The following is a 25019-nucleotide window of genomic DNA, read 5'->3' as shown; positions in this document are numbered from 1 at the left end:
CCACAAGCCCCAGCACCGCCCGCCACCCCCGCGACCGCAATTCCGGCAGCAGTGCATCCAGCCACGCCGCCAAGCCGCCGAGCGGGTAGGCGGAGTTCGTCACGAAGAGGACCGAGCGGGCCCGCAGGGAGCCGGCGTCGATCAAATCAGCTTTGACTTAAGCGGGGCCCCGTTGGGCCGGCGGGCGACGCCCGCAGCAGCGGCCCCCGACTCCAGCCGCTCCAATTCCTGCTGGACCCACGCACGCCGGTCGGCCGGACCGCCGCGAAATAGCGGCCACTCTTCCCCCCCCGGCGGGACCGCTGCGCGGAGCGTGGTTCGGCGGGCCCGCCGAATGATATCGGTTACCGCCCGCGGGACGCCTAGCCGGTCCAGCCGGCCGGACAGCGCGGGCCGGTCAGCGAACGTCCGCCGCAGCGTTTCTGCCGAGACCGCCCGCGATGGGGCTTCGGCGAGTGTTCCGAGAGCCTGCTCCCAAGCCGACAGGCACCGCTCCCATGAATAGTGCTCGTCCGCATGCCGGGTTCCCGCCGCCGACAACCGGGCCAACAGTGCCCGATCGGCCGCCAGTGCCGCGACCCGGTCGGCCGCAGCGGCTGTATCGCCGACCGGAAACGACAGCCCGTGCGTCCCTTCTACTACCAGCCCCTCCGACTGGAACCCGACGTACCGACTCGTGACCGGTACCACTCCGTTCCGCATTGCCTCGGCCAGCACAATCCCAAATGCCTCCGATGCCGAGAATAGCAATAGTACATCCGCCCGCGGGTAAATTTCCTCGTAGACCTTCCGAACTGGCAGAGCCCCAAGCATCTCCGCTCGTTCTGCGAATGGGGCCATCCCAGCGGCCACCGCGTCCCGGGCCGGCCCATCACCGACCACCGTGAGACGGTAATCTATCCCCCGATCGCCGAGCGTCCGACACAGCCGCGGGAGGTCAGAGACTCGCTTATCTCCCTCCGACATCCGCCCCACGTACACCAGTCGTAGCGGCCCACCGGGCGGCCCGGTAACTCGCGGGACGGTCGGACCGTCCGCACCGTTCGGGATATGCCGGACCCGCGTCGGGTCAAATCCGGCCGGGCCAACCAAGAACCGGCGGGTGAGGTTTCCGGGGCAGACAACCGCGTCCACTACGTCCCGCAGCCCTGCGAGGTCCGCCAGCATCGGCGGCAAGTTTCCTTGAGCGTGGCCGACCAACCGTACGTTCTGATTCTTCGCTTTATAGCGGGCGATCCCTTCATTGGCGTCCAGCACACCCATCGGGATCGCGATGGCCGGGTTTACCCGCCGCACACACCGCACAATGGCCCGAACTCGCCCCTCGCGATCCATTCCGCGACCGTCGACTTCTACCGTTGCCAAATTCGGATGATGACTCCGGTAACGGTTTGGATCGTTGTTCGCTGCTCCACGGACGAGAGCTACGATCGGCCGCCAACCCCTTCCAGCGAGGTACTGGCAAGATCGATCTAGCCACGTCTCCACGCCCCCGTGGGTGGAGCCGGTGTGCATGAAGAACAGGACGGTACGACTCATGTCACCCCCGTCGTCGTTGGCAACAATGCACAGTCTACGTTGAAGCTGTTCCGGGCCGTATCCTGTGTCGCAATGGCAGTCGGTAGAAGAAAAGACTGGACGTCGGCCCCAAATTGGTCCCGCGACAGGACTGTAGAACCGATCCGAGCGGTGCCTGCGGCCAGTTCGGCCAGTAACCCCGGCTCTTCCGCGAACCGCCGCAGTGCGGCGGCTACCACGGCTGGGGATGTCGATTCGCACACCATCCCAAACCGCTGCTCCCGGCAGAAACGGGGCAACGACGCATATGGCGGAGCGTGAACGAATACCGGCCGGCCGGTCGCCGCATACGCGCTCAGTTTGGTCGGGAACGACAGGCGGGCCAGCGGCTCCTGCACCCCGTCGAATGGCTGAGGGAGGTATAGCAAGTCGCAGCCCGATAACAATTCGTGCACTTCCGCAGTCGACCGCCATCCAAGAAACCGGGATTGCCCAGGACCGCCGGCTCGGAACACCGCCCGACTGCCAGCGGTCACCAGTGCCGCCGACCGGCCGCCGACCTCCCAGCCTAACTCATCTAAACTATTCTGTAGCGCAATCCATGCATCGGTCGCGTACAGCGCCCCGGCGAATCCGATCCGGAACTCATCTGGATCGGCGGGAGTCGATCGAGCTTCAACCTCCCCCCGAACACCATGCCGGATCACAATGATCGGGGCTGCCGTGTACGAGCGATAGGCTTCTGCCATCGCCTCCCCAATAGTTGCCACTCGGTCCGCCCGGACCAGTAGAGCGTGGAACCGCCGGAGCGTCCGTCGTTGGGTCAGCCGGTCGAGCCGCCGCTGTCGCATTAAATGGACCGGATCGTCCCAGACTTGAACTAGTAACTCTCCTTCCACGCCTGACAGGGCTGCAGCAGCAACATCGATCACCGCGGTGGTACTAGCAATGACCCATACCCGGTCCGGCTGAAGGTCACGCAGGTGGGATCGGACCTCGTTCGCGGCTTGGGCGACTGCCGGTTCGTATCGGGTCAGGCGATCCGCTGCCGCGACGACTGTGCCCCACCGCCCCGGCGACGGCCGGAGGGCCTGCTCCGCCGGAACCCGAACATCCTTGATTGCGAACTCACTCACACCGCCCGGTGGAGGCCCAGTTCTCAGATATAATACCGATATGTCCGCTCCGGCTATCGCCAACATGTCTGCCACGAGAATTTGGCCGACATTGGCCCCGCCCGGCGGGCTGGCAGTTATCAGCAGGGTGCCCCCGCTCACGCCTGAACCTCCGCTTTGCCGTTCAAGGCGTCCCGGGCCGCGGCCACTTGGTCCTCGACGATCGCCGACAAAGTCCACGTCAGGTCCCATTCCGGGTAGTGAGACCGGAACTTAGTCAGATCCGTGATGTAGCAGATGTGGTCGCCGCGCCGGGGCTCATCTCGATACCCCGGTTCCAGGCGACGGCCGGATAATTCGGCGATCAACTCAATGCATTCCAGCACGCTGGCCGCATTTTCTCGCCCGCCGCCTAAGTTGTACACTTCCCCGGGCCGCGGGTTTTGGTAGACGGCTTCGGCCGCACGGGCCACGTCCTCGGCATGGATCTGGTCGCGGACTTGCTTCCCCCCGTACCCGAAGATCGTGTACGGCTGGCCGGCCACCGCGGTTTTGACGAGGTAATTGAGAAACCCGTGCTGCTGCGCCCCAGCATGCCGCGATCCGGTCAGGCAACCCCCACGGAACGTGCAGGTCTTCATTCCGAAGTACCGGCCGTACTCCTGCACCATTACGTCGGCCGCAACTTTACTAGCCCCAAACAGGCTATGCATACACCCGTCGATCGACATGGACTCGTCGATCCCACCGCGATCGTCCTCGCGTGCGTAGTCCCACCGGGTCTCCGATTCATTCAGCGGCAAGCGGTTCGGGGCATCCCCATAGACCTTATTTGTGGAGAGAAACACGAACACAGCCTCCGGAACGTGGCGGCGGGTCGCCTCCAGAAGATTCAGGGTGCCGCCGGCGTTGACGTCAAAATCATCGAACGGCCGGTCGGCGGCGAGATCGTGGCTCGGTTGGGCAGCCGCATGCACGATTAGATCCGGCTGGACTTCCTGCACGAGCTGATCGACGCCCGACCGTTTCCTAACATCTAAGTTGTGGTGAACGAACCGCGGGCATTCTGCCCGTAACAGCGCGAGGTTAGAGGCGGTATCTCCGCTGGGACCGAAGAAGTCGGCCCGCATATTATTATCTACCCCATGCATCACCGCCCCGAGCCGATCGAAGTGAGACACCATCGCTGAACCTATCAGCCCGCTAGAGCCAGTGACTAGAACAGTCCGTGGAGGCGTCATCTATCAGATCCTTCGTCAGAGATTGCGCGGGAAGGACTGGCGGCGGCGGGATCGAGGTTCTCGAACATCGCGTCGAACTGAAGTATGCGTCCATCGCGGGGACTTAGCCAGCGGTCCACGTTTCCGCGGTATGCGAACCCATAGCTTTTCATCAGGTCATAAAGTTCCTCGAACGTCGCCTCCCCGCGGTACAGTGGGTAGGCACTGACCTCGGCCACGACGACCGCCGCCGACCGCACCGTCCGCGGCCCGCCTATAAGCACGCGCGCCTCGTATCCCTGCACATCGATTTTGATGACGAGCGGCCTGGAGATCTGCAACTCAGTGGCGACGTCATCCAGCCGCCGAACTGACACCCGTTCCGCGACAGAATTCGCAGTGTCCGGCAGTTCCGCGACGTGCAACGGCTCCATTTCCAAGAGTGAGGAGCTCGGCGTGAACTCATTCCGGTTCATCTCTACCTCCCCCGCCACCTCTCCCAAAGCCGCCCGGACCAAATGGAACGGTTCTAAACAGTCCCGTTTCGCCTCCAACACTGCGGCGCAGCCGGAGAGCGGTTCGAACGAAATGATGCAGGCGTCCGGGACAAGCGGGCGTACCAACTCAGCAAACTGCCCCTCGTTGGCGCCGATATCGAGAATCGTTCCCGGTGAGAGCGTCCTTAGGAATGACCAGTTCTTCGCCCGCCGTCGCCGCTCTCGCTCCGCACGCCAATAAGATTCGGCCCGGGTTCGGCGGATCTCTACTCCGCACATCCGCATCGCTTCACGGAGGAACCCGCCGGCAGAGCGGAGAACGTTCAACGGATCCTCCGCCGTATTCTAGAAAGCTTCAGGGCGTAACGTTCTATCGCTTGCGACAGGTCAGCGAGGTCAACGGAGTTGCCGTTGAAGCATTCGCCACGATGCACACGCAGAACTGGGCTTGCCAAGGCCGACGCGGAGGAGGAAGTTAACATCTCATTTCTCCAACACCACGAACAGATGGTCTCGAAGACCGGGGGCGTAAGGTCCGTGGGTTCGATGTGTGAGGTAGATCAGGCCAGGAACCCGTTGAATGAAGCCCGCGATTTTGCAGGTAAGACGTGACTGTCGCCGAAGGCCATAGTGCAGTGTCTCGGCAACTTGCCGCCCCCTCTCTGCCGTCCCGACCCGCCGATGGGCATGTCGCGTGACGCGGACCAGCCGACAGCCCAGCCGGTCGGCAGCTCCGCGGAAGTACCCTGGCGTACCGAACACGATGTGCTGCGGCGTGTTTAGATACCAGTGATCTCCCTCGAGCAGTCGCCAACTCCAGTGAGCCGCGTTCCCGGTCGAGACCAACAACTGCCCCCCCGGCCGGAGGTACGCCAATGCATGCCGGAGCGCGGCGTCGGGTTCCGGCACGTGCTCAAACACGTCCAACATCGTGGCTACATCGTAGATACCCCGGTTTTCTGCCGAGGGTTCCCGCAGCAAGTCCGCGACGACAGTTATCCCTTGCTCCTCAAGACGGCCGCGGGCCGCTTCACCCGGCTCAATTGCGGAACGGCACCACCCCTCCGGCAGGGTGGCCAGGAATGCCCCGTCGAAAGCACCGATGTCCAAGATCCGCGGCTTCGACTCGACTGACCCCTCACGCGCCAGCTCCTCAATCTCAGCACGGGCGATTTCCCAAGAATGAATCGACTCTGTCTGGTAATTCCACCGCCCGGCCGGAAGCGCCCGATACACGCTGGAGAGTTCCGCTGTGGAAGCCGACGGCCAACGGAAATGAAGCTCGCAACGGCGGCACCGTAACAGACATGATTTCTCCTGCGACAAAAACAATGGGGCTTCAGCCATTGAAGTCGCGGAGCTGTCGCTGAGTCGCCGGCACGCTGAGACGACCGAACACCTGACCGACTTGCACGCAGGGCAGGAAACTTCGCCCCCCGCCTCACTCAATGGATCCGATGCGCGAAGCGGCGGAATCCGCGGGGCTGCAATCGATTGCGTGGAGGAAAGCATGTTGAAGTGGAGCCTGAGCGAGCTAGGCGCAGCGGTTCGGCGCCACGCCCCTTCCGACAAGTACGGGCGACGCATGCCTTATTTTGCCAGTTCGCGTCCCGCCAGCATCGCTCAGCACCAGATTAAGCGCAACACCCCCCCAACCTTGCATCCAGCGGCCAACCCCAACTGGGTAACCGACGACCGCGAATGAAAGAGTGTTGGATATCGAGTCATGCAGCAACGTGGAATGCGAGCGGGCGTCACAAAGCGAAACTGTACAATGATAGTTCCCAGGAGCCAGCCGCAAGGCCGATATCTCGATGCCTGCCGCCCCAGTCGATCCGGGGGCCGGCGGCGAAATAGACGGGCTGAATCCCGATGCGACCGGCTGATCATTCTGGCTAAATATGGTGATCCCGACCGTATATTCTCCAGCCAGGATCGCCGACTCGATCTCCAGCTCTGCCCGAATTGATCCTCCGAAGGGAACTTCTTCCTGCTCCACCCGCGCCTCCAAGAGCCGAAGTTGTCCACTCAACCCGGAGAAAGCTCGCTCCGCTGACCGAACGTTCCCGTCGCCACGCGTGCTGGAATCTCTGTAAAAGCTGAGAACGTCCGAAGTCGGGCCGTCTTGAATGACCGCGCCCCCAGATAGCAGGAGCGCCCTAGACGTCAGCTCCCGCACAGCCGACGCGTTATGACTCACAAACAGCACAGTCCGCCCCTCCCCCGCCACATCCTTCATCTTCCCGAGGCACTTCCTCTGAAACTCCGCGTCTCCAACGCTGAGCACCTCGTCCACGATCAATACCTCCGGCTCCAGGTGAGCTGCCACAGCGAAGCCCAGCCGGACCTTCATTCCGCTGCTGTAGCGCTTGACGGGGGTATCGAGGAACTTCTCTACCCCCGAGAAGTCGACGATCTCGTCCAGTTTCGCCCGCACCTCCCGCTTGCTCATGCCGAGCAGCGTGGCATTCATGTAGACGTTTTCCCGGCCGGTCAGCTCCGGGTGAAAGCCGGTGCCGACCTCCAGCAAGCTACCCACGCGGCCGCGGACCCGCACCTCGCCGACCGTGGGGCTGGTCACGCGGGAGAGAATCTTCAGCAGCGTGCTCTTGCCGGCGCCGTTGCGACCGATCACGCCGACCACCTCGCCGGGCTGCACCTCAAAGCTCAAATCCTTCAGAGCCCAGAAGTCGCCTTTCTTGTCCGCCGGGTCGGTGCCGGGAGCGGCGTCGACGGGGGCTTCCACCGGCGGCAGGCCCCGCAGGCGACGAGTCAAGCGGCTGGCCGCTTCCGACAGGCTGCCGGCGTGCGTCAGACCGAGCTGATAACGCTTCCCAAGGCCGGCGACACGAAGGGCGGCGGCACTCATCAGATTACGTCCGCGAACGTGGATTCCGTTCGTTTGAAGTAAATGAGCCCGCCGGCCAGCAGTGCCAGCGTGGTCACCACGGACAGGCCGACGTAGCCCCACTGCGGCGGGTCGGTTCCCAGCACACTCCACCGCACCCCCTCGATCGCCCCCGCCATCGGATTGAGGTAGTACAACGCCGACCACTTTTCGGGAATGAACGTCGGCGGGTAAATCACCGGACTGAGATACATTCCCGCCTGCACGAAAAACGGCACCGCCTGTCCGACGTCACGGTATTTGACGTTCAAAGCCGTCAGCGACAGCCCCCCGGCCAGCGCGGCCAGAGCCGTCAGCAGCAAGAACGCCGGCAGGGCGACGATCGCCGCGGTGGGAACGATTCGATACCACGCCATCAGCAAGGCCACGAGCACGATCTGAATGCCCAAGTCGACCGCCGCCACGCCGAGGTTCGACAACGGCAAGACCAGCCGCGGAAAATACACCTTCGTCAGCATGTCCGATCCGCCGACGACGCTTTGAACGGTGCCGCCCAGCGCTGCGGCGAAGAACATCCAAGGCACCAACCCCAAGAAGGCAAAGACCGGATAGGCCACGCCGCTGGGCAGATCGTCTTCAAAGCCAGCGGCCTTACCAAAGATGAGCGTGAAGATCAGGACACTGACCACCGGCCGGACGATCGCCCAGCCGACCCCCAGCACGCTCTGCCGATAGCGGACGGCGATGCTGCGGAGCGTCAGCAGGGAGAGCAGATCGCGGAACTGCCAGAGCTCGCGGAAGTCCGGGAACGGCCAGCCACTCGGGGGGCGAATAACGGTCTCCCGGTCGTCGAAGCCGGTTGCGATCAACTCGCCCGGGCGTTCCCCTGCGGACGCGGCCCCGTTCTCTGGGAGCGGGCTGGACGTCTCAGCGGGGGGGGAGAGGGTACTCGACATCGGATGAAGTGGCTCGCCCCGTGCGACTCGGGCATGCTCCGCCCTCCCGGGTGACCAAGTCGGCCTCCCGCGAGGAGACGGCCAATTGGCCGTCGAACGGTGATCGCAGTTCGGCGTCCAGGTTGAGTCAGACGCGTCGCGGAGACTGTAAGGGCAGCGGCGGCGGCGGAAAGGCGCGAGAGGCGAATGCCGGAGAGATTCCGCAAAATCGCTGACCGGACTGATCGACGTACGACATTCGGCAGATTCCGCAAGAGGGAATCCGACGCACTTCGATTCCTCTCCTCCCCTCCCGCGGGGATTGCGAACCAGCGGGCCGCCGTCCTCGGCTTCCTTGAACCTCCCTCTGCGACGATGCGTGACGACGCACAGAATCGTTGATCTCTCCTCGGCGACGAGGTTCGACAGCGAATCCTCGACCTCCACCGCGAGCTGCGGAACTGGCTCCGATGAAGCGCCGGCCATCGTGTCCTGCAACATCGTCCCACTGCTCGACCGGGTTCTTCCAGAGCCTCCAGCACAGTTCGCGGGGTCGGCGATCGGGGCGGTCGCGGTCCGGTACTCGGACCGTTCGGCAAGGACTCCCGCCGTAGAATGCTGCGAGACACTTACGACGAATCGCCTGTGGTTGCCACGATGGCGCTTGTCTTGACCGGTTCCAGGCCGCGTCGGCGCCGTTCGCGCCGTTCGGGGCACTCCGGCCGATCGATCGGAACCATTCGCCCGTTCGCGGGGTTCAATCGGGGGGAAGATCCGACCGACACGCCGCCCCCGATGATGCTCCGCCCGATCGTGCTGTTTACGGGAACGTTGGCCCTTGCCGCGTTCCTCGTCGTTGCGCAACGCGGGGCGACCGACGAACCGGATCTCCGGCTGCGGTTCGACCGCTTCGACCGGGACGGCGACGGCCGGGTGACGGCGGCGGAGCTCGGGCAGCCCGCCCTGTTCCGGCGGCTCGACGAGAACGGGGACGGGGCGGTCACCTGGGCGGAGACCGAGCGGGCGGCCCGCGCCGGTCGGCTGGGCGACGCGGACAACGGTCGCGGCGAGCAGGCGCCGGAAGCCCAGCCGGCCGCAGTCGCGGCGCCGAATGCATTCACCGACGAGGTCCGGCAGGGTCCGCGGCCGCTGGGGGCGAACGCCGCCCGCGTCGGCGAGTTGATCGCCGACGTCGTCTTCACGGACCTCGACGGCGTCCGTCACCGCCTCGGCGAGACCGGCGGAGCCGAAGCGACGGCCCTGATCCTGACCGGCACGAGCTGTCCGCTGACGCAAAAGTACGCCCCGACCCTCGCGGCGATCGAGGAGCGGTACGCCGCCCGGGGCGTGCGGTTCGTGTTCGTCAATCCGACCGCCTCGGAGCCGGTCGCGCGGCTGCGGGAGGCGGTCGCGACGCAAGGCCTGGACGGCCCCTACGTCCACGACACGGACAAACGCCTCGCCGCCGCCCTCGGCGCCGGGACCACGACCGAGGCGTTCGTGCTGGACGCGGCCCGGACGCTCGTCTATCGCGGGGCCGTCGACGACCGGTACGGCTTCGGCTACGCCCTCGAGGCGCCGCGGCGGACCTACCTGACCGACGCGCTCGACGCCGTCCTCGCCGGCCGGCCGCCGGCCGTGCCCGCGACGACCGCTCCGGGCTGCGCCCTCTTCTACGACGACGCGGTCGCCCCGCCGGACGCCCCGTCGGCCGCCGGGACGGTCGCCTATCACAACCGCGTCTCGCGGATCGTGCAGGCGAACTGTCTGGAGTGCCACCGCGGCGGCGGCGGCGCCCCGATCGCGTTCGAGACCTACGAGGAAGTCCGCGACTACGCCGGGATGATCGGCAGCGTCGTCGAGCGGGGCGTGATGCCGCCCTGGTTCGCGGCCCCGCTCCCCGGCCAGTCGCCGGACCGACCGCATTGGGCCAACGATCGCTCGCTGTCCGCCCGCGACAAGGCCGATCTGCTCGCTTGGATCGAAGCCGGCGCCCCGGAGGGCGATCCGGCCGACGCGCCGCTGCCGAAGACGTTCCCCGGCGGCTGGCTGATCGGCGAGCCCGACGCGACGTTCGCCTTCCCGGAGCCGGTCCCCGTGCAGGCCGAGGGCGTGATGCCCTACCGCAACGTCACGGTGGAGACGAACCTCGGGGAGGACCGATGGGTCCGCGCGATCGAGATCCGGCCGGGCGAGCCGGGCGTCGTGCACCACGTGATCGTCTCGCTCCGCGGCGGCGACGGGGAGATCGACGAGCGGGACGGCTACTGGGGGGTCTACGTGCCGGGCAACAGCACGCTGGAGTACCCCGACGGCTACGCCAGGCTCCTGCCGAAGGGGGCGACGCTGCGGTTCCAGATGCACTACACGCCCAACGGCACGGCGACGGAGGACCTCACCCGGATCGGGCTGGTCTTCGCCGACGGCCCGCCGGAGCACGAGGTGAAGGTCGCCGGCATCGCCAACGCCCGCCTCCGCATCCCCGCCGGGGCGGAGAACCACCGGGAGACGGCCTCCCTGCGGCTGCCGCACGACGTGGACGTGCTCGGCTTCCTGCCTCACATGCACCTCCGCGGCAAGGCGGCCCGGTACGACGTCGAGACCGCCGACGGCGGCGTGGAGACCCTGCTGGACGTGCCCCGGTACGACTTCAACTGGCAACTGCTCTACCGGCTCGCCGAGCCGCGGCGACTGCATGCCGGCGACGTGATCCGGTTCGACGCCTGGTTCGACAACAGCGCCGGCAATCCCGCCAACCCCGATCCGACCCGCGTCGTCACTTGGGGGCCGCAGACCGAGGACGAGATGCACCTCGGCTACGTCGAATACGTCGTCCCCGGCGCCGTGCCGGGCGAGTCGACCGGGAGCCTCCGCGGCGGTCGATGACAGCCGGCGTTCGGCGAGCGTTCGGCCGGAACGGCGCACGCGGCGGCCGACGGCGTCAGCACGCGTACGCATCCGCGCCTTGATAAGCCCTGACGACGCGACCACGCGGGCGCTGGTCGCGGCGGCGACCGTGGCGGGGGCGTCGGACTCGTTCTAACGTCGTTCGATTCGCCTCGATCGCACGCGTGCGTCCATGAACGGTTTCACCCGTCTGAACGATTTCACCCGTCGACAGTTCCTGCAGACCGCCGCCGGCGCCGCGGTCGCGGGGGCCGCGGGTCTGGCGGTTGCGAACGGGCGGTCCGCGCCCGACCCCGCCGGCGCGACCGTGCTGTCGCCCCGCGGTCGCGTGCCGCTGTCGTTCGTGATCGACGATTCGACCTGCCTGGTGAACCTGGGCCGCTTCGCCGTCCCGCAGTTCGCCGAGGCGTGGCCGGGTCGGGCGGAGTATCAGAAACCGTGGCGAAGCTGGCCGACGGAGATCCCCGACGCCTTCGTCCGCTCCTTTGGGGAGTGGTGCGCCGAACGCGGGGTGAAGGGCAAATACAGCGTGGTGCCGAACCCGGCCTGCGTGGGCTGGCTGGACCGCACGCTGCCCGGCTGGTCCGCCCGGGCCCTCGCCGACAGCCTGTCGCTGGTCCGCGAACTCATGCTGCCGAACTGGGATCTTCACCCGGAGATGCTCACCCACACCCGGATGATCGATCTCAAAACCGGCCGTCCCCGCCCGCTGACCGGCCCGGCGGATATGGAGAACTGGTACCCCGGCCGGGGAGCCGACGTCTCGACGGACGAACTCGCGGCGTACCTCGCCGCGGCGCTGCGGGTGCTGAAGAACTGCGGCCTGCCCTGCACGGGCGTAACCACGCCGGGCGGCTTCGGCAACGGCGTGGAGGATCGACTCGCCGTCGCCGTGCGGGAGGCGGTCGGCGACGTGTTCGGAACCGAAAACGAACGCGAATCGGACGGGCTCGTGCGGCATTTCTTCAAATACGTCCGGCTGGGCGACGACCCGGTCGCCGCGGAGGTGCGAGACGTGCGGGGCCTCGACACGGATCGACCGGAGTGCGTCGTCACCGTGCCCGCCGCCACGGGCGACTGGTTCGGCGGGTGGACCGGCGACGATCCGCTGCGCGACGCCCTGTACTGCGACGCCGACGCCAACGCCGGGCGGATGGTGGAGCTGATCGAGCGCGGCGACCCGGCGGTGATGCTCTGCCACTGGCCGGGGCTTTATAATCACGGCGCCGAGACCGGCTTCGCCGCCTTCCGCCGGATCGTCACGGTCCTCGACGCCCGGTTCGGGAATCGGACCGTGTGGATGAAGCTCAGCGAGATCGCCCGCTACGCCGCGGCGAAGCGACATACGACGATCGCCCCGCAGGCGGACGGGGGCGTCTTGCTGGACGCCCCCTTCGCCTGTCCGAACTTCACGCTGCGACTGCAAACCCCCGCCGCCCGCCGCCCGCCGCGACTGGAACGCCTCGGCGACGGGGCGGGGGAGGTTCGAACCTTGAAACAGGTCGCCGGCGTCGCGGCGCTCTCCGACCGCACGTGGACGGAGACGCCGGACGGCGTCGTCGTCTGCTTCGATCTGCCGGGGGGACGCAGCGCGATCCGGTTCGGGGCGACGTAGAGGCGGCGTCGAGGTCGTCCGGCCTGGAGAGAACCCCGCGTCGCCTCGGCGGCGGAGAGAGGGTCGTCGCTAGGCTCGGCGAAGATCCGCTCGATCATCTCCCCGGGCTCGCCGTCGCCGCAACGGCTTGGGAGTCGTCCGGCGGCGGAGGGCGACCGGGACAGGTCGGCGGGGACTGCGCCGTGGGCGAGACCGACGGCGACCGGGGAGCGCACGCCCTGACGACCGGAGGCCGTCCCGACCGACCTCAGGAGGGCGACGGACGGAAGCGGGGACGGCTCGCGGCGGCGGTCACGATTCCTGAAATGTCGAAGGACGCCGGGCACGCCGCAGCGCTGGCGGGCAAGCGGCCTCCGGAGACGGCGCCGGGGCGGCGTCCGCTCGATCAGGGGTTCGACTCCCGGTTCGCCACCCGCGGCGGCAACGATCGGGACGGCCCGCGACCGAACCACGCGTCCTGTCGGGACGCCGCCGAGCAAGACCGGAAGACGCCGCTGTCGGTCGATCGCGACGCCCGGACAGCGGGGCGACGCCACGCCGGCGGCATCGCCGGAAGGTGTTCCTCGGCTGATCCCCGGCTCTCCTTTCGCAGTCCTCGGTCCGCCTGGGAGGGCGTCGCCGGAAATCACAGCGGTGGCCGGGAACGGGTCAGATCGGCCATGATCGAGGCGTCCTCGCCTGGAACCATCCCGCATGCTCTCGTCCGCCCTGCTGCTCGCCGCGCTCGCCGCCCCCGGGGCGCCCGCCGATCCGCCCGCCGCGGACGTGGTCGTCTACGGAGGCGCCAGCGGCGGGATCGCCGCGGCGGTGCAGGTCCGGCGGATGGGCAAGACCGTCACGCTGATCGAACCGTCGTCCCATCTCGGCGGCCTGACGACCGGCGGGCTGGGGGCCACGGACATCGGCAACAAAGCCGCGATCGGCGGGATCTCCCGCGAGTTCTACACCGCCGTCGGCGAGCATTACGCCCACCCGGAGAACTGGATCTACCAGAAGCCGGAGCAGTACGACAGCCGCCGCGACGCGGGAGACCTCGACCCGGACCACCCCGAGCCGTTCTGGACCTTCGAGCCGCACGTGGCGATGACCATCTATAAGGAGATGCTGGCGGAGGCGGACGTCGAACCGCTGATGAACGCCCCGCTCGACCGCGGCGAGGGCGGCGTGACGCTGACGAACGGCCGCATCACCAAAATTCGATTGAAGGACGGCCGTACCGTTCGCGGGAACGTCTTCATCGACGCCACTTACGAGGGCGACCTGATGGCCGCCGCCGGCGTGAGCTACCACGTCGGTCGGGAGGCGGCGTCCGTCTACGGCGAGAACTACAACGGCGTGCGGCCGGAGATGCCTGACGCAGAACGCGCGAGGAGCCACTACTTTATCAAGCCGGTCGATCCCTACGTCGTTCCCGGCGATCCGTCCTCCGGCGTGCTGCCGCAGGTGCGGTCCGAGCCGCTGCCGCCGGTCGGCTCCGGCGACCTCGGGGTGCAGGCCTACTGCTTCCGCCTGTGCGCCACGGACGTGCCGGAAAACAGGATCCCTTGGCCGAAGCCGGAGGGCTACGACGAATCGCTGTACGAACTGCTGTTCCGCAACTTCGAGGCCGGCGACCTGCGGGTTCCCTGGCTGCACAAGATGATGCCGAACCGCAAATCGGACTCGAACAACAAGTACGCGGTCTCCACCGACTGGATCGGTCAGAACCACGCCTATCCCGAGGCCACCGACGAAGAACGAGCGGCGATCATCGCCGCCCATGAGCGCTATCAGAAAGGCTTGATGTGGTCCCTCGCCAATCACCCCCGCGTGCCGGAATCCGTCCGCAACTACTACAGCAACTGGGGTTTGGCCGCGGATGAGTTCGAAGCGACCGGCGGCTGGCCGCCGCAGCTCTACATCCGCGAGGCGCGGCGGATGATCGGTCAGCGGGTGATGACGCAGGCCGACTGCCTCGGCGACGCGGTCGCGGACGACCCGGTCGGCCTCGCCGCCTACACGATGGATTCGCACAACGTCTGGCGGTACGTCGACGAAAACGGCCACGTGCAGAACGAAGGCGACGTCCAGCAGGGCGGCTTCCCCCCCTACCCGATCGGCTACGGATCGATCGTGCCGAAGCAGGCGGAGGCCACGAACCTGCTGGTTCCGGTCGCGATGGCCGCCTCCCACATCGCTTACGGCTCCATCCGCATGGAACCGGTGTTCATGGTTCTCGGCCAGAGCGCCGCGACGGCCGCGGCGATGGCCGTTGAACAGGAAATCCCGGTACAGGACGTCGACTACGCCGCCCTTCGCGAGCGGCTGCTCGCGGACGGGCAGGTCCTCGAATGGACCGGCGGCGGCGGCCGGGCCGAGCGGGTGGCCTCCAAGTCGCTAAAGGGCGTCGTCGTGGACGACGAGGACGCGAAGTTCACCGGCGAGTGGGACCACAGCGTCTCGGTCGGACCGTTCGTGGACCGCGGCTACCGGGCCGTGGAGTGGGACGGGAACGGGAACCGTCCGACGGCGACGTTCACCCTCATCGCCCCGAACGCGTCGTCGTTCGGGCTGCGGATCAGTTGCGTGCCGCACCCGAACCGCGCGACCGCGGTGCCGGTCTCCGTTCGTCGGAGCGGCGGCGGCACGGCGACCTACGCCCTCGACCAGCGAACCCCCCGTGCGAGCGAAGCGGGGCCGGGGTATGTCGCCTCCTACGTCGCCGGCGCCCCCGGCGAGCGGTTCACCGTGACGATCGGAGCGGCCGACGAGGGTTACGCCATCGCGGACGCCGTACAGCTGTACCCGCTCGGCGAGAACGAAGCGGCGACGGACGCGACCGCGGAGGAGGCAGAGGAGGACTGATCGCGCGGGATGCGTCCCGCCGGCTCCGCTGTCTTCCGCTCCAAGGTTCGAAAGTTCTGCCGGCAGCGATGCAGGAGCGGCGGGGCCCGGCCGGTCGGAAGCCCCGCGCCCTGCCGGACCCGTTCTTCGTGCCGGACCCCCGGAACCGATCGAGCAGGAGGGCGACGACCTGTTGCCGGATTGCCGGAGGCCCGACGGGACCGGTTCCTGTTCGAGGCCCACGTCGGTTCCCCGACGTTCGAGGAGGACCGGCAGATCGCCCGGGGCGCCGCCGGCGTGGCGACATCGGGGCCGCGGGCCGTGCGGCAGGCCGAGACGGGATGACGTTTCCGCCCGGTCCATTGCGTCGCGGAACCGGAAGAAAGCGCCTCATGAAGCGCCTCCATGCGGGACCACAGGCCGCCTCGGCGTCGCCGCGGGACGCCGTACCGCCCCGGCCGCATCCGGGGATACGCCGCAGAGGCTCGAAGCCGTCATCGAACGATCCGCACAACGTCCGCGAAATGGGCGTGAGACACACTCCAAATCCTCTTCGGGGAAACCCGAGCGCGGGTTCGAGTCCCGCCTCCGGCGCGACCAGGACGGGGCGAGAGCGCCGTTCGCCCGTCGCCGACTCACGGCCCGATCGGCGGGTCGTTCGCAAGATTCGCCTCCGACTGGGGCTGATGGGTTCGTCGCCGCCAGTCGTGGCCCGCCGGGTGAAGGCCGCGTCGATCGAGTCCCCCGGGTTCGATGGACGCCGCTTAGAGCGTGTTATGAACTGCCGGCGAGCGGGATGCGGGTGAGCAGGATGCCGAGGAAAGCGACCCAGTGGAACGCGGCCAGCGTCTCGGCCAGCCGTTCGTAGTCTCGGGCCAGACGGCGGTGCCGGGCCCGCCAAAGGTTACCCCCCGCAGTGGTTTGTACGTGCCCAGTTCGGCATCGACGGCCTTTTTCGTCGGCCGGAAACTGCTGACACAGTTGTTTCAGTTCAGGTCCAGCTGCGCGATGGATCGCACCGTCGACGCCGCCACCGCCAGCAAGCTTTGTGTTGGCAGCGTTAACGATTGCACCAATGTCTTGCTCCACGATATTGCCGAGCACTAATTCGACGGTTCCATGTTTGAGCTTTCGCATCAGATTCGGTGTCTGCTTTGCGGTATAACGACCCGCGTCACCGGGGCCCGTGAGTTGACTTTCCATTTGTGAAACTGAACCAACGGGCCTCCGCGTGCACGCGATGGTTATGGCGGTTTGCCTCCCGCTACGGTGTGTCCCAGTAGTACGATTCAAAGTGGCATCTAGCATCGATTGGTTCGCCAGCCTCGACATCAAAAACGACGTGATCACGGCCCTCCATTCTGCCGACGAGAATCTGTGAATTGTGAACAAGTATGCCGGAACCGTTGAAGACCGAGCAAATCGAGTATGCGATGTGCGCAACCCCTGCGAGTTGGATGACGAGCAGGTTGTGAGGCGAGAAACTGGTGAGATAAACGCAGTAGCGGTACGCCTCGAAATCGAGTCCCTGATCGTTGACGAAGCCATGGTCGTCACACAACGTAATGGGCATGCCAAGGAACGTTCCATTCCAGGTCCCAGGGAAGTCTATGTTCTCGGTGAAATCGCTACCGATGAGATTGCGGATGGATGACAGTTCCACGCTGTCGGGCAGATTGAAGTAGAAGGACTTGACGACGCTCATGGTGATCTGCGAGCGGGCAATGCGTGCATATACGACTCGTTGAAAGTATTGGTCTATTTGCTTGCTTGCGTTCACCCGCCCTAACTAGCGTTTATCCGTTACGGCGCATGATGACGTGCGTACGTGATCCTGCACCGGGTCGGCCTCGGGGAGGTCGAAGTGCGCGGGGTTGACGAAGCCGCGGCCGCCCCGGTTTTGGACATGCTTGGACGCGATCGTCGTCCGAACGTCTTTGCGGCCAAGCAGTTCCCGCACCGTGCGGATGTCGTCGCCCGCCCCCGTCAGGCGCTTGGCGACGCCGTGCCGGAACGTGCGGGCCGTCGCCCGTTGCGTGAGATCGCTCCGCTTCGTCGCGGCGGAAACTGCGCGACCGACGGAGTCTTTGTGCAGGCGGCGGCGGCGGCGGCGGACCCCGCTGCGAGGGTCGCGGGCGATCTCCTCGTTCGGATCGACTGGCAGCCGGGGGGCGCCGACCCGCCCCGGCGTCAGCAGGTTCGTCAACTCTCCGCCGCCCCGCAGCGGCAACGGCGGCGTCAGCCGGTCGGGCATCGACGGCGGGGAGACGGCTGGCATGCTTGGCGGCTTCCGCGGACACGGTGCGGCGCACGGACTCGCCTGTCAACGTGCTGCGTCACGGCCGCCAGGTCGCCGCCGGCGTTCCGCACGGCGTCGGCGTCCCGCAGCTTGCGGACGATCTCTCCGGGCGTGTGACGCGTGCGTCGCCTGGTCATGGTCGAATTTTCATGCCGATCTCGTCGGCTCGAGGCTCTCCCAATCGCTGGACCCGTTTCCGGGGGGCAGGCCGAAAGATCCTGCGAGAGTCGCCGTTATCGGTTTTGGGGCCGGGTTCGTCCCTCCAGCCACGGGAATACTCCGACGCCAAACTTGAACCGACGGCCGGCGTCCTAGACGGCGCGGGGCGGTCCGACCTTCCGTCGTTCCTGATCGCCGAATCCTAATCGCGGAATAGGGACGCGCCGGCCGCTGGTCGGGCGCGTCGACGAACCCGACGTTCACGCATTAACCCTTCGCGCTCGGCGTGGGATTCCCTCGCATCGGCTTGTACGATCGGGGCGCCCCGTCATCGACGACGCCCGCCCTCGTCGACCTTGCCGTCCGTCGCGGCGTCACGACTGCATCGCCTCGCGAAGTCACACCCCTTTCTCAGGCGCTCGGATGAACAGGCCCTCTCTTCTATGCTTGCATCTGTCGGCCTTCGCATTGATGCCGATGAGCTTATCGGCGCAGACTCTCGAAGAACGTTTGTTAGCCGAGCCCGCCGCGAAGCTGGTTGCCGACGCCCGGAGGGACGGCGACGCGGTGCGCGGAGCGATTGTGTTCTTTCAACCATTCATGTCGTGCCGCAAATGTCACGATGCCGACGATCAGCATTCGCAACTCGGGCCCGATTTGACGCGTTGGGAGAAGCCGGCCAGCGACGTTCAGCTTGTGGATGCGATCCTGCGTCCGTCGAAAGAGATCCGCAAGGGATATGAATCGCTCACGGCGCTGACCGAAGACGGCAAGGCGGTCGTGGGACTGGTGGTCGAAAACGGCGAGCGGATCGTCTTGAGGGATCCCTCGCGACCGGGCACGCTCCACCGGTTCGAACGTGATCGACTCGAAGCGGTCGAGGAAAACGCAAGTTCGTTGATGCCGCAGTCATTGGTCAATCAACTCTCCAGCCGACAACAGTTCCTGGATTTAATTCGCTACCTGATCGAGATTCGCGACGGCGGATCGTTGACGGCGAGAAACCTTCGGCCCGCGCCTCATCTTTACGCCGCGAGACCTTTGCCGGATTACGAAAAGAACATCGATCACGCGGGCATGATCGCGGGGTTGGGACGCGACAACTTCGAACGGGGCGAAGCGATCTACAACCGCATGTGCGTGAACTGTCATGGTACGCACGACGAAGCGGGGTCGCTGCCGACCTCGCTTCGATTCGCCGCGGGGAAATTCAAGAACGGCGCCGACCCGTTCACGATGTATCAAACGTTGACTCGCGGATTCGGCATGATGCAGCCGCAAACATGGATGGCGCCGCAACAGAAGTACGACGTCATCCATTATATCCGCCAGGCCTACTTGAAAGACAGGAATCCGTCGCAGTATTTCCCCGTCGAAGAGAAGTGGCTCGCCTCGCTTCCCGCGGGCGACTCGCGCGGACCCGACCCGCAGAACGTCGAAGATTGGGTGACGATGGACTACGGCCGCACGCTGATCAACACCTACGAAGTGGGGGACGACGGATCGAACTTCGCCTACAAAGGAATCGCCGTGCGGCTGGACGAGGGCCCCGGCGGAGTGTCGCGCGGCCGTCACTGGATGATTTTCGATCACGATACGATGCGGATGGCCGCGGCGTGGACCGGCGACAAGTTCATCGACTGGAAAGGCATCCACTTCAACGGCCAGCACAACGTTCATCCGCGAATCGTCGGCGACGTGCAGGCGGAGAACAAAACGGGACCGGGTTGGGCGGAACCCGCGACCGGCTCGTGGGAGGATCAGCGCGTCGTCGGCCGCGACGGTCGTTTATACGGACCGCTTCCGCGCAAGTGGGCCCGTTACGAGGGGATGTATTATCACGGCGACCAAACGGTGATCTCTTATCACGTCGGCGCGACTCCGATTCTCGAGCGTCCGAAACTATTGACCGAATCGCCCCAACCGGTCTACGCGCGTGAAATACATTTCGGCCCCCGGGATCAAGCGCTCACGCTGCAAGTCGCGCAGCTTGGCGACTCGGCCGATCATCTGTCGAAGCTTGCGCCCGACACAGTCCTGCTCGGGCCTGAGCATGCGCCGGCAGCCGGCCGCGACACGGGAGCGCTTCGCTTCGACGGCGCGTCGTACGCACAACTTGACCCGGCGGACGACTTCGACATGACGACGAAGAGTTTTACCATCAAGGCACGGCTGAAAACGAGAAAGGGCGGCAGCCTGTTCGCCAAAACGGATGGGGGCGCCGCCTGGATGCCCGACGGCAAAGTCTTGTTCGTTCGCGGCGGCCGGCTCGTTTACGACATCGGATGGGTCGGCGAAGTGCAATCGGAACAACGAGTGGCCGACGGACGTTGGCACGACGTCGCGATCACGTGGGACCATCAAAGCGGACAAGTGACGAATTACATCGACGGCGAAGAGGACGCCAAAGGGGTCCTGAGACCCAAGGCCGAACAAGACGATCAGCTCGTTCGACTCGGGTTCTGCGCTTCTGACTTTCCGCTCCCCAGAAGCTACTTTGACGGAGAGATCGCATCGATCCAGTTCTTTGCCGAGAAACTCCCGGCGTCGCAAATCGCCTCGGGCGCGGGCGCGGCCAAACCTGCGGCCGATTGGAACGTCGCCGCCGCAAAAAACGGGATGGTCAAGAATCTTGCCGCGGATCGGCATCACGCCGCGGTCTTGCAAGGAAAACCGGCCTCGCGCGGGTCAGGTCCTTTTCTCGTGGCCGGCGTCAAGGAAGAACTGGCGGATCTAAAGTGGTCCGATCATCACGGCGCCCTTCGCCTGACGGTCCCCGAGGGTGACCAGCCGTTGTCGTTGACGCTTTGGTTCGCCTCGGTCGATTCGGCGGCCGACGCGGCCATGGTCCGGCAAACGGTCGCAGGAACGGCGGACGGCGACGATGTGAATTCATTGCTCGACGGAGGTCCGTCGCGGTGGCCCGAGCAACTCACGACCCAGCCGACCGTCGGCAGCGACGACGGACCCTTCGCGGTCGACGTGCTGACGCGTCCTGCGGCCAATCCCTGGCACGCCCGCGTGCGACTATCGGGATTCGACTTCTTTGCTGACGGAGACGCCGCGGCGGTCTCCAGTTGGGACGGTGACGTTTGGAAGGTCTCCGGAATCGATTCGCTCGGCGGCCAGCTGCAATGGAAACGAATCGCGACCGGTCTCTTTCAACCGTTGGGAGTCCGCATCGTCGACGGCGATATTTACGTGACTTGCCGTGATCAACTCGTGATTCTGCGTGACAAAAACGGAGACGGCGAAACGGATTATTTCGAGAGCTTCAACAACGATCATCAGGTCACCGAGCACTTCCACGAGTTCGCCATGGGATTGCAAACGGACGACGACGGGAACTTTTATTACGCCAAGTCGGCGCGTCACGCGTTGACGGCCTTGGTGCCGCATCACGGAACGTTGCTTCGCGTCAGCAGGGACGGCGGGCGGACGGACATCGTGGCCAACGGTTTTCGCGCCGCCAACGGCGTCTGCGTGAACCCCGACGGTTCGTTCATCGTGACGGATCAAGAAGGACACTGGAATCCGAAGAACCGCATCAACTGGGTGCGCGAAGGGGGATTCTATGGAAACATGTTCGGCTATCACGACGTCCAGGACGACTCGGACTCGGCGATGTCGCAGCCGCTCTGCTGGATCACCAACAGCTTTGATCGGTCGCCGGCCGAACTGCTTTGGGTTCCCAAGGACTGCTGGGGACCGCTCGGTGGATCGCTGCTGAATTTGTCGTACGGCTACGGCAAGGTCTTCGTCGTTCCGCACGAAGAGGTCGACGGTCAGATGCAAGGCGGCATGTGCGAACTCCCCATGCCGCAATTCCCGACCGGTCTCGTTCGCGGACGATTTCATCCCACCAACGGGCATCTTTACACATGCGGCATGTTCGCCTGGGCGGGCAGCCAACAACAGCCCGGCGGGTTTTATCGGATCCGCGCGACCGGCGAACCGATGCACATGCCGGTTGGGTTGTCGGCCAAGAAAGGAACGATTGAAATTTCTCTGACCGACGCGGTGTCGCGAGAATCCGCGGAGAACCCGGACAGTTACGACGTCAACGCTTGGGATCTCAAGCGAACCGCCAACTACGGTTCGAAGCATTACGACCAGCGGCAGTGGAAAGTCAGTAAGGCAACACTGTCAGACGACGGAAAGACGATCACATTGCGGATTCCCCGCGTCGCGCCCACTTGGGGAATGGAGATTCGATGTTTCCTGGAAACGACCGACGGAAACAAAGTCGAGCGAAGGATTCACAACACCATTCATCAACTTCGGGATTAGCGAGACCAAGGCCGACATGGCCGTGAACGCGCTCAGGGAGAGACAAGAAGAGCCTTGAGCCTTTTCCCGCTCCGTTTTGGCCTGCCCCCGGACACGGGTCCAGTCGCGATGAGAGCGGGGACGGGGGGTCAGGACGTGCGGGACGGGCATGAGGCCGGGGGTCGAACGGACGCCTCGCACGTCCGCGCGAACGCCGCCGGGGTCGCGTACCCCGCCCCGACGCACTGTGCGGTCGCGCTTCGTTGGACCCATGCTTCCGACCGCCGGCCGAAGACTTCACGGCCGCGACGCGGGCCGGGAGGTTCTGCAGAAACTGCTGTTCGAGGCTCGTGTCGCCGGCCTGCTCGAGCACGAGTTCGTTCCTGGCGTTAGCGCCGACCTGCGGCCCAGGAGCGGACGAACCGCTCCTGATTTCCTTCGAAGGGGTACTGGTTCCTGGGCAGATCCGCGCGGAACCCCAGCAGCGCGTCGATCGCCTGTTGCGCCGTGAGACCCTGCCGGATCAGATGGCAGGCGACGACCGTGCCGGTCCGGCCGTGGCCGCCCCAACAATGCAGATAGCTCGGTGTCTCCTCTCGCAGCCCCGTTTCGATTATCTCAAGAGCTTTTTCCAAGGCCGCCGCGGGAGGGGCGCTGGCGTCGGGCATGGGCAGGCTCAGGCGTTCCAGGACGACCTGACGCTCGGCGGCCAACTCCTGCAGGCGCGGGGCGTACGGCTCAAAAGGGCGACCGCCGCGACCTCGCTCCGTCGTCTCCATCAGACTCAGCACGCGGCGAACGCCGCAGTCGAGCAGTCCGCGGAGCTTGGCGTGAAGGTCGCGGGGGCGAACGCCAGCGACCACACCCAAGTCCTGCCCTTGGTGCGGAAGGAGTTCCCGAAGGTCGACGGCAAACCTGGACGCCCGAAGCAGAACCCGGACCGGCTCTACGCCGACGCCGGCTCCGACAGCGGATCGACGCGGAACGTGCTGCGGTCGCTGGGAATCGAGCCGTTCATCCGCAAGCGGGGCACGCCGCACGGCAGCGGGCTGGGCAAGGTCCGGTGGGCGGTCGAACGAACGATTGGTTGGGTGAAGGGCCTCCGGCGGCTGCGGGTCCGCTACGACCGCAAAACCGAAGCGATCGAGGCGTGGAACACGCTGGCGATGGCCATGATCAACGACCGCCTCGGCAACGGGCCGTCACGGACGACGCGAAACCTCAATAGGCAGTTCTCGGTCCGGTTCTTAGAACCGGACAGGAAACCGCGGCACGGGATTTGCGCAACAAGGGCTGAATCCAACCTTTGAGGACCCGCCATGGCTCAGTGCCGCCTGCCCGAACAGTTCGCCGACGTCGCCGCCCACCACCTGCCGCCGGACCGCCCGGTCGGCCCCGACGGCGGCCGCCCCCGCACGCCTAACCGCGTGGTCCTGAAAGTTCTGTGGTACGTGCTGACCACCGGCTGCCGCTGGCGGGACGTCCCCCCCGATATGGGCTGCTCCGGCGAAACCGCCCGCTGTCGGCTGATCGAGTGGGAGGAGTTGGGCGTCTGGGCCCGCGTGCACCTGGACTTCCTGCGACTGCTCCGCCGCGACGGGGAGTTGAAGCACGACACGGCGATCGTCGACTCGGTCCTCGTCAGAGCTCACGGCGGCGGCGAGAAGACCGGCCCCAGCCCGGTCGATCGGGCCCGTCCGGGCTGCAAATACAGCCTCATGGTCGACCGCGACGGGGCGGCGCTGGGCGTGAAGGTCGCCGGCGCCAACGCCAGCGACCACACCCAGATCCTGCCGCTGGTCCGGGAGGAGTTTCCGAAGGTCGGCGGCAGGCCGGGCCGGCCGAAGGAGACCCCGGATCGTCTCTACGCCGACGCCGGCTACGACAGCGAAGCGACGCGGAACGTGCTGCGGTCTTTGGGGATCGAGCCGTTCATCCGCAAGCGGGGAACGCCGCACGGCAGCAGGCTGGGCAAGGTCCGGTGGGTGGTCGAGCGGACGATCGGCTGGGTCAAGGGCCTGCGCCGACTGCGAGTTCGCTACGATCGCAAAGCGGAGGCGATCGAGGCGTGGAACACGCTGGCCATGGCCGTGGTGAACTTCCGCCTCTGGCGACACGCCGCCGCGGAAGCTGATTAATCTCAGCAGCCGGTTCTCTGTCCGGTTCTTAGTCAGCTCCTCGCCGGCTGAAGGCGTGCGGGGCCCGCACCTGCTGCTGCGCGCAGGGCAGCGAGCCGCGGCCGTGCAATGCGGTCCCGTTCCGGCTCGCTCCGTTGCAGACCGAACTGCCGTGGGCGTGCGGTCAGGGACGCCGGGGGGAGCGCGGGGTCGGCGGCGCCGGCCGGCCGAGCGGGGCGTTCGAGCGGGGCGTTCGAGCGGAGCCCCGGACGCCGGGGCGTTCCCGGTCGGTGATCTCGCTGCGAAGAACCCGACGGACGTCCCGGCCGACGGTCTCCCGCCCGGTTCGACAGGGAAAGCGCCTCAGGCGGAGAAGCGGAAGCGGAAGGGTCGCCGCGGCGGGATCTGCGCCAGTCGGTCGACCTCCGCGGTCGGCAGGTAGCCGATCCTCGGATAGCCGCCGGCGGTCTGGCCGTCCTGGAGAAGCACGATCGGCCGGCCGGACGGCGGTAGTTGGATCATGCCCGGCAGGACGGGCACGCTGTCGGCCAGGGCGGAGTCCCGCAGCGCCAGCGTCGGCCCCTCCAACCGGGCCCCCATGCGGTCGCTGTGCGGGCTGACCCGAAACTCGCCGTTCTTCAAATCGTTCTGCGCGGTCGGAGTGAGCCAGTCGTATTCCGGTCCGGGCCGCAACGCG

General features: G+C 66.2%; 16 protein-coding genes and 1 pseudogene. 6 read left to right on the top strand and 11 right to left on the bottom strand.

Annotated elements, in window-relative coordinates:
- Positions 1–141: 141 nt before the first annotated feature.
- From LzC2_RS23035 to LzC2_RS11525, 6 genes are all read right to left on the bottom strand, one after another.
- Positions 142–1167 (bottom strand): glycosyltransferase family 4 protein, encoded by a 1026-nt coding sequence (locus LzC2_RS23035; RefSeq protein ID WP_171187041.1) that lies wholly within the window; start codon positions 1165–1167, stop codon positions 142–144.
- Positions 1168–2791: 1624 nt separating this feature from the next.
- The gene (locus tag LzC2_RS11545) at positions 2792–3874 is read right to left on the bottom strand and encodes an NAD-dependent epimerase/dehydratase family protein (RefSeq protein ID WP_171187039.1); all 1083 of its coding nucleotides are present in this window, start codon (positions 3872–3874) and stop codon (positions 2792–2794) included.
- Complete coding sequence (locus LzC2_RS11540) at positions 3871–4677, bottom strand: FkbM family methyltransferase (RefSeq protein WP_171187030.1); 807 nt, start codon at positions 4675–4677, stop codon at positions 3871–3873. Before LzC2_RS11540 ends, LzC2_RS11545 begins: the two co-directional genes overlap by 4 nt.
- 156 nt (positions 4678–4833) lie before the next feature.
- Entirely contained in the window at positions 4834–5697 is an 864-nt protein-coding gene (locus LzC2_RS11535; RefSeq protein WP_246254944.1) for a class I SAM-dependent methyltransferase, read from the bottom strand.
- Between the two features lie 187 nt (positions 5698–5884).
- Positions 5885–7219, bottom strand: coding sequence for an ABC transporter ATP-binding protein (locus LzC2_RS11530; RefSeq protein ID WP_171187026.1), 1335 nt, complete (start codon positions 7217–7219; stop codon positions 5885–5887).
- Entirely contained in the window at positions 7219–8067 is an 849-nt protein-coding gene (locus LzC2_RS11525) for an ABC transporter permease (RefSeq protein WP_171187024.1), read from the bottom strand. The genes LzC2_RS11530 and LzC2_RS11525 overlap by 1 nt, the downstream gene beginning before the upstream one ends.
- Positions 8068–8931: 864 nt before the next feature.
- On the opposite strand from LzC2_RS11525, the gene LzC2_RS11520 reads away from it, so the two are divergent.
- The 3 genes from LzC2_RS11520 (at position 8932) to LzC2_RS11510 (ending at position 15499) form a co-directional block, all read left to right on the top strand.
- Entirely contained in the window at positions 8932–11019 is a 2088-nt protein-coding gene (locus LzC2_RS11520; protein WP_171187045.1) for a redoxin family protein, read from the top strand.
- A gap of 193 nt (positions 11020–11212) precedes the next feature.
- Positions 11213–12655, top strand: coding sequence for a twin-arginine translocation signal domain-containing protein (locus LzC2_RS11515; protein ID WP_171187022.1), 1443 nt, complete (start codon positions 11213–11215; stop codon positions 12653–12655).
- A 693-nt stretch (positions 12656–13348) separates the two neighbouring features.
- Positions 13349–15499, top strand: a complete 2151-nt coding sequence (locus LzC2_RS11510; protein WP_171187020.1) for an FAD-dependent oxidoreductase — start codon at positions 13349–13351, stop codon at positions 15497–15499.
- A gap of 753 nt (positions 15500–16252) precedes the next feature.
- On the opposite strand, the gene LzC2_RS21640 is transcribed toward LzC2_RS11510, so the two are convergent.
- The 3 genes from LzC2_RS21640 to LzC2_RS11495 form a co-directional block, all read right to left on the bottom strand.
- On the bottom strand, positions 16253–16615 hold the full coding sequence (locus LzC2_RS21640) for a macro domain-containing protein (RefSeq protein WP_174977612.1): 363 nt from the start codon (positions 16613–16615) through the stop codon (positions 16253–16255).
- A 127-nt stretch (positions 16616–16742) separates the two neighbouring features.
- Positions 16743–17183, bottom strand: a complete 441-nt coding sequence (locus tag LzC2_RS11500) for a hypothetical protein (RefSeq protein WP_171187018.1) — start codon at positions 17181–17183, stop codon at positions 16743–16745.
- Positions 17184–17267: 84 nt separating this feature from the next.
- Complete coding sequence (locus LzC2_RS11495) at positions 17268–17756, bottom strand: tyrosine-type recombinase/integrase (protein WP_171187016.1); 489 nt, start codon at positions 17754–17756, stop codon at positions 17268–17270.
- 603 nt (positions 17757–18359) lie between these two features.
- Between LzC2_RS11495 and LzC2_RS11490 the strand changes: the two genes are divergently transcribed.
- A complete protein-coding gene (locus LzC2_RS11490; protein WP_171187014.1) occupies positions 18360–22226 on the top strand; it encodes a DUF6797 domain-containing protein in 3867 nt (1288 codons plus the stop codon).
- 368 nt (positions 22227–22594) lie between these two features.
- Here the strand turns inward: LzC2_RS11490 and LzC2_RS22270 are convergent, their stop codons facing one another.
- Positions 22595–23068 carry a protein-tyrosine phosphatase family protein gene (locus LzC2_RS22270; protein ID WP_171187011.1) on the bottom strand — a complete coding sequence of 158 codons (474 nt, stop codon included), beginning with the start codon at positions 23066–23068 and terminating at the stop codon, positions 22595–22597.
- On the opposite strand from LzC2_RS22270, the gene LzC2_RS11480 reads away from it, so the two are divergent.
- The gene (locus LzC2_RS11480) at positions 23036–23515 is read left to right on the top strand and encodes a transposase (protein WP_171187009.1); all 480 of its coding nucleotides are present in this window, start codon (positions 23036–23038) and stop codon (positions 23513–23515) included. The two genes, LzC2_RS22270 and LzC2_RS11480, sit on opposite strands and share 33 nt — an antisense overlap.
- Before the next feature lie 9 nt (positions 23516–23524).
- Complete coding sequence (locus tag LzC2_RS11475; RefSeq protein WP_171187007.1) at positions 23525–24343, top strand: IS5 family transposase; 819 nt, start codon at positions 23525–23527, stop codon at positions 24341–24343.
- A 342-nt stretch (positions 24344–24685) separates the two neighbouring features.
- Here the strand turns inward: LzC2_RS11475 and LzC2_RS11470 are convergent.
- A pseudogene (locus LzC2_RS11470) lies at positions 24686–25019 on the bottom strand (5-oxoprolinase subunit C family protein); the annotation flags it as partial.

The organism is Alienimonas chondri (genome assembly GCF_013036045.1).
Taxonomy (GTDB): Bacteria; Planctomycetota; Planctomycetia; order Planctomycetales; family Planctomycetaceae; genus Alienimonas; species Alienimonas chondri.
Note: the sequence above shows the minus strand (reverse complement) of the source record. Positions and strands in the feature narration are given on the sequence as shown.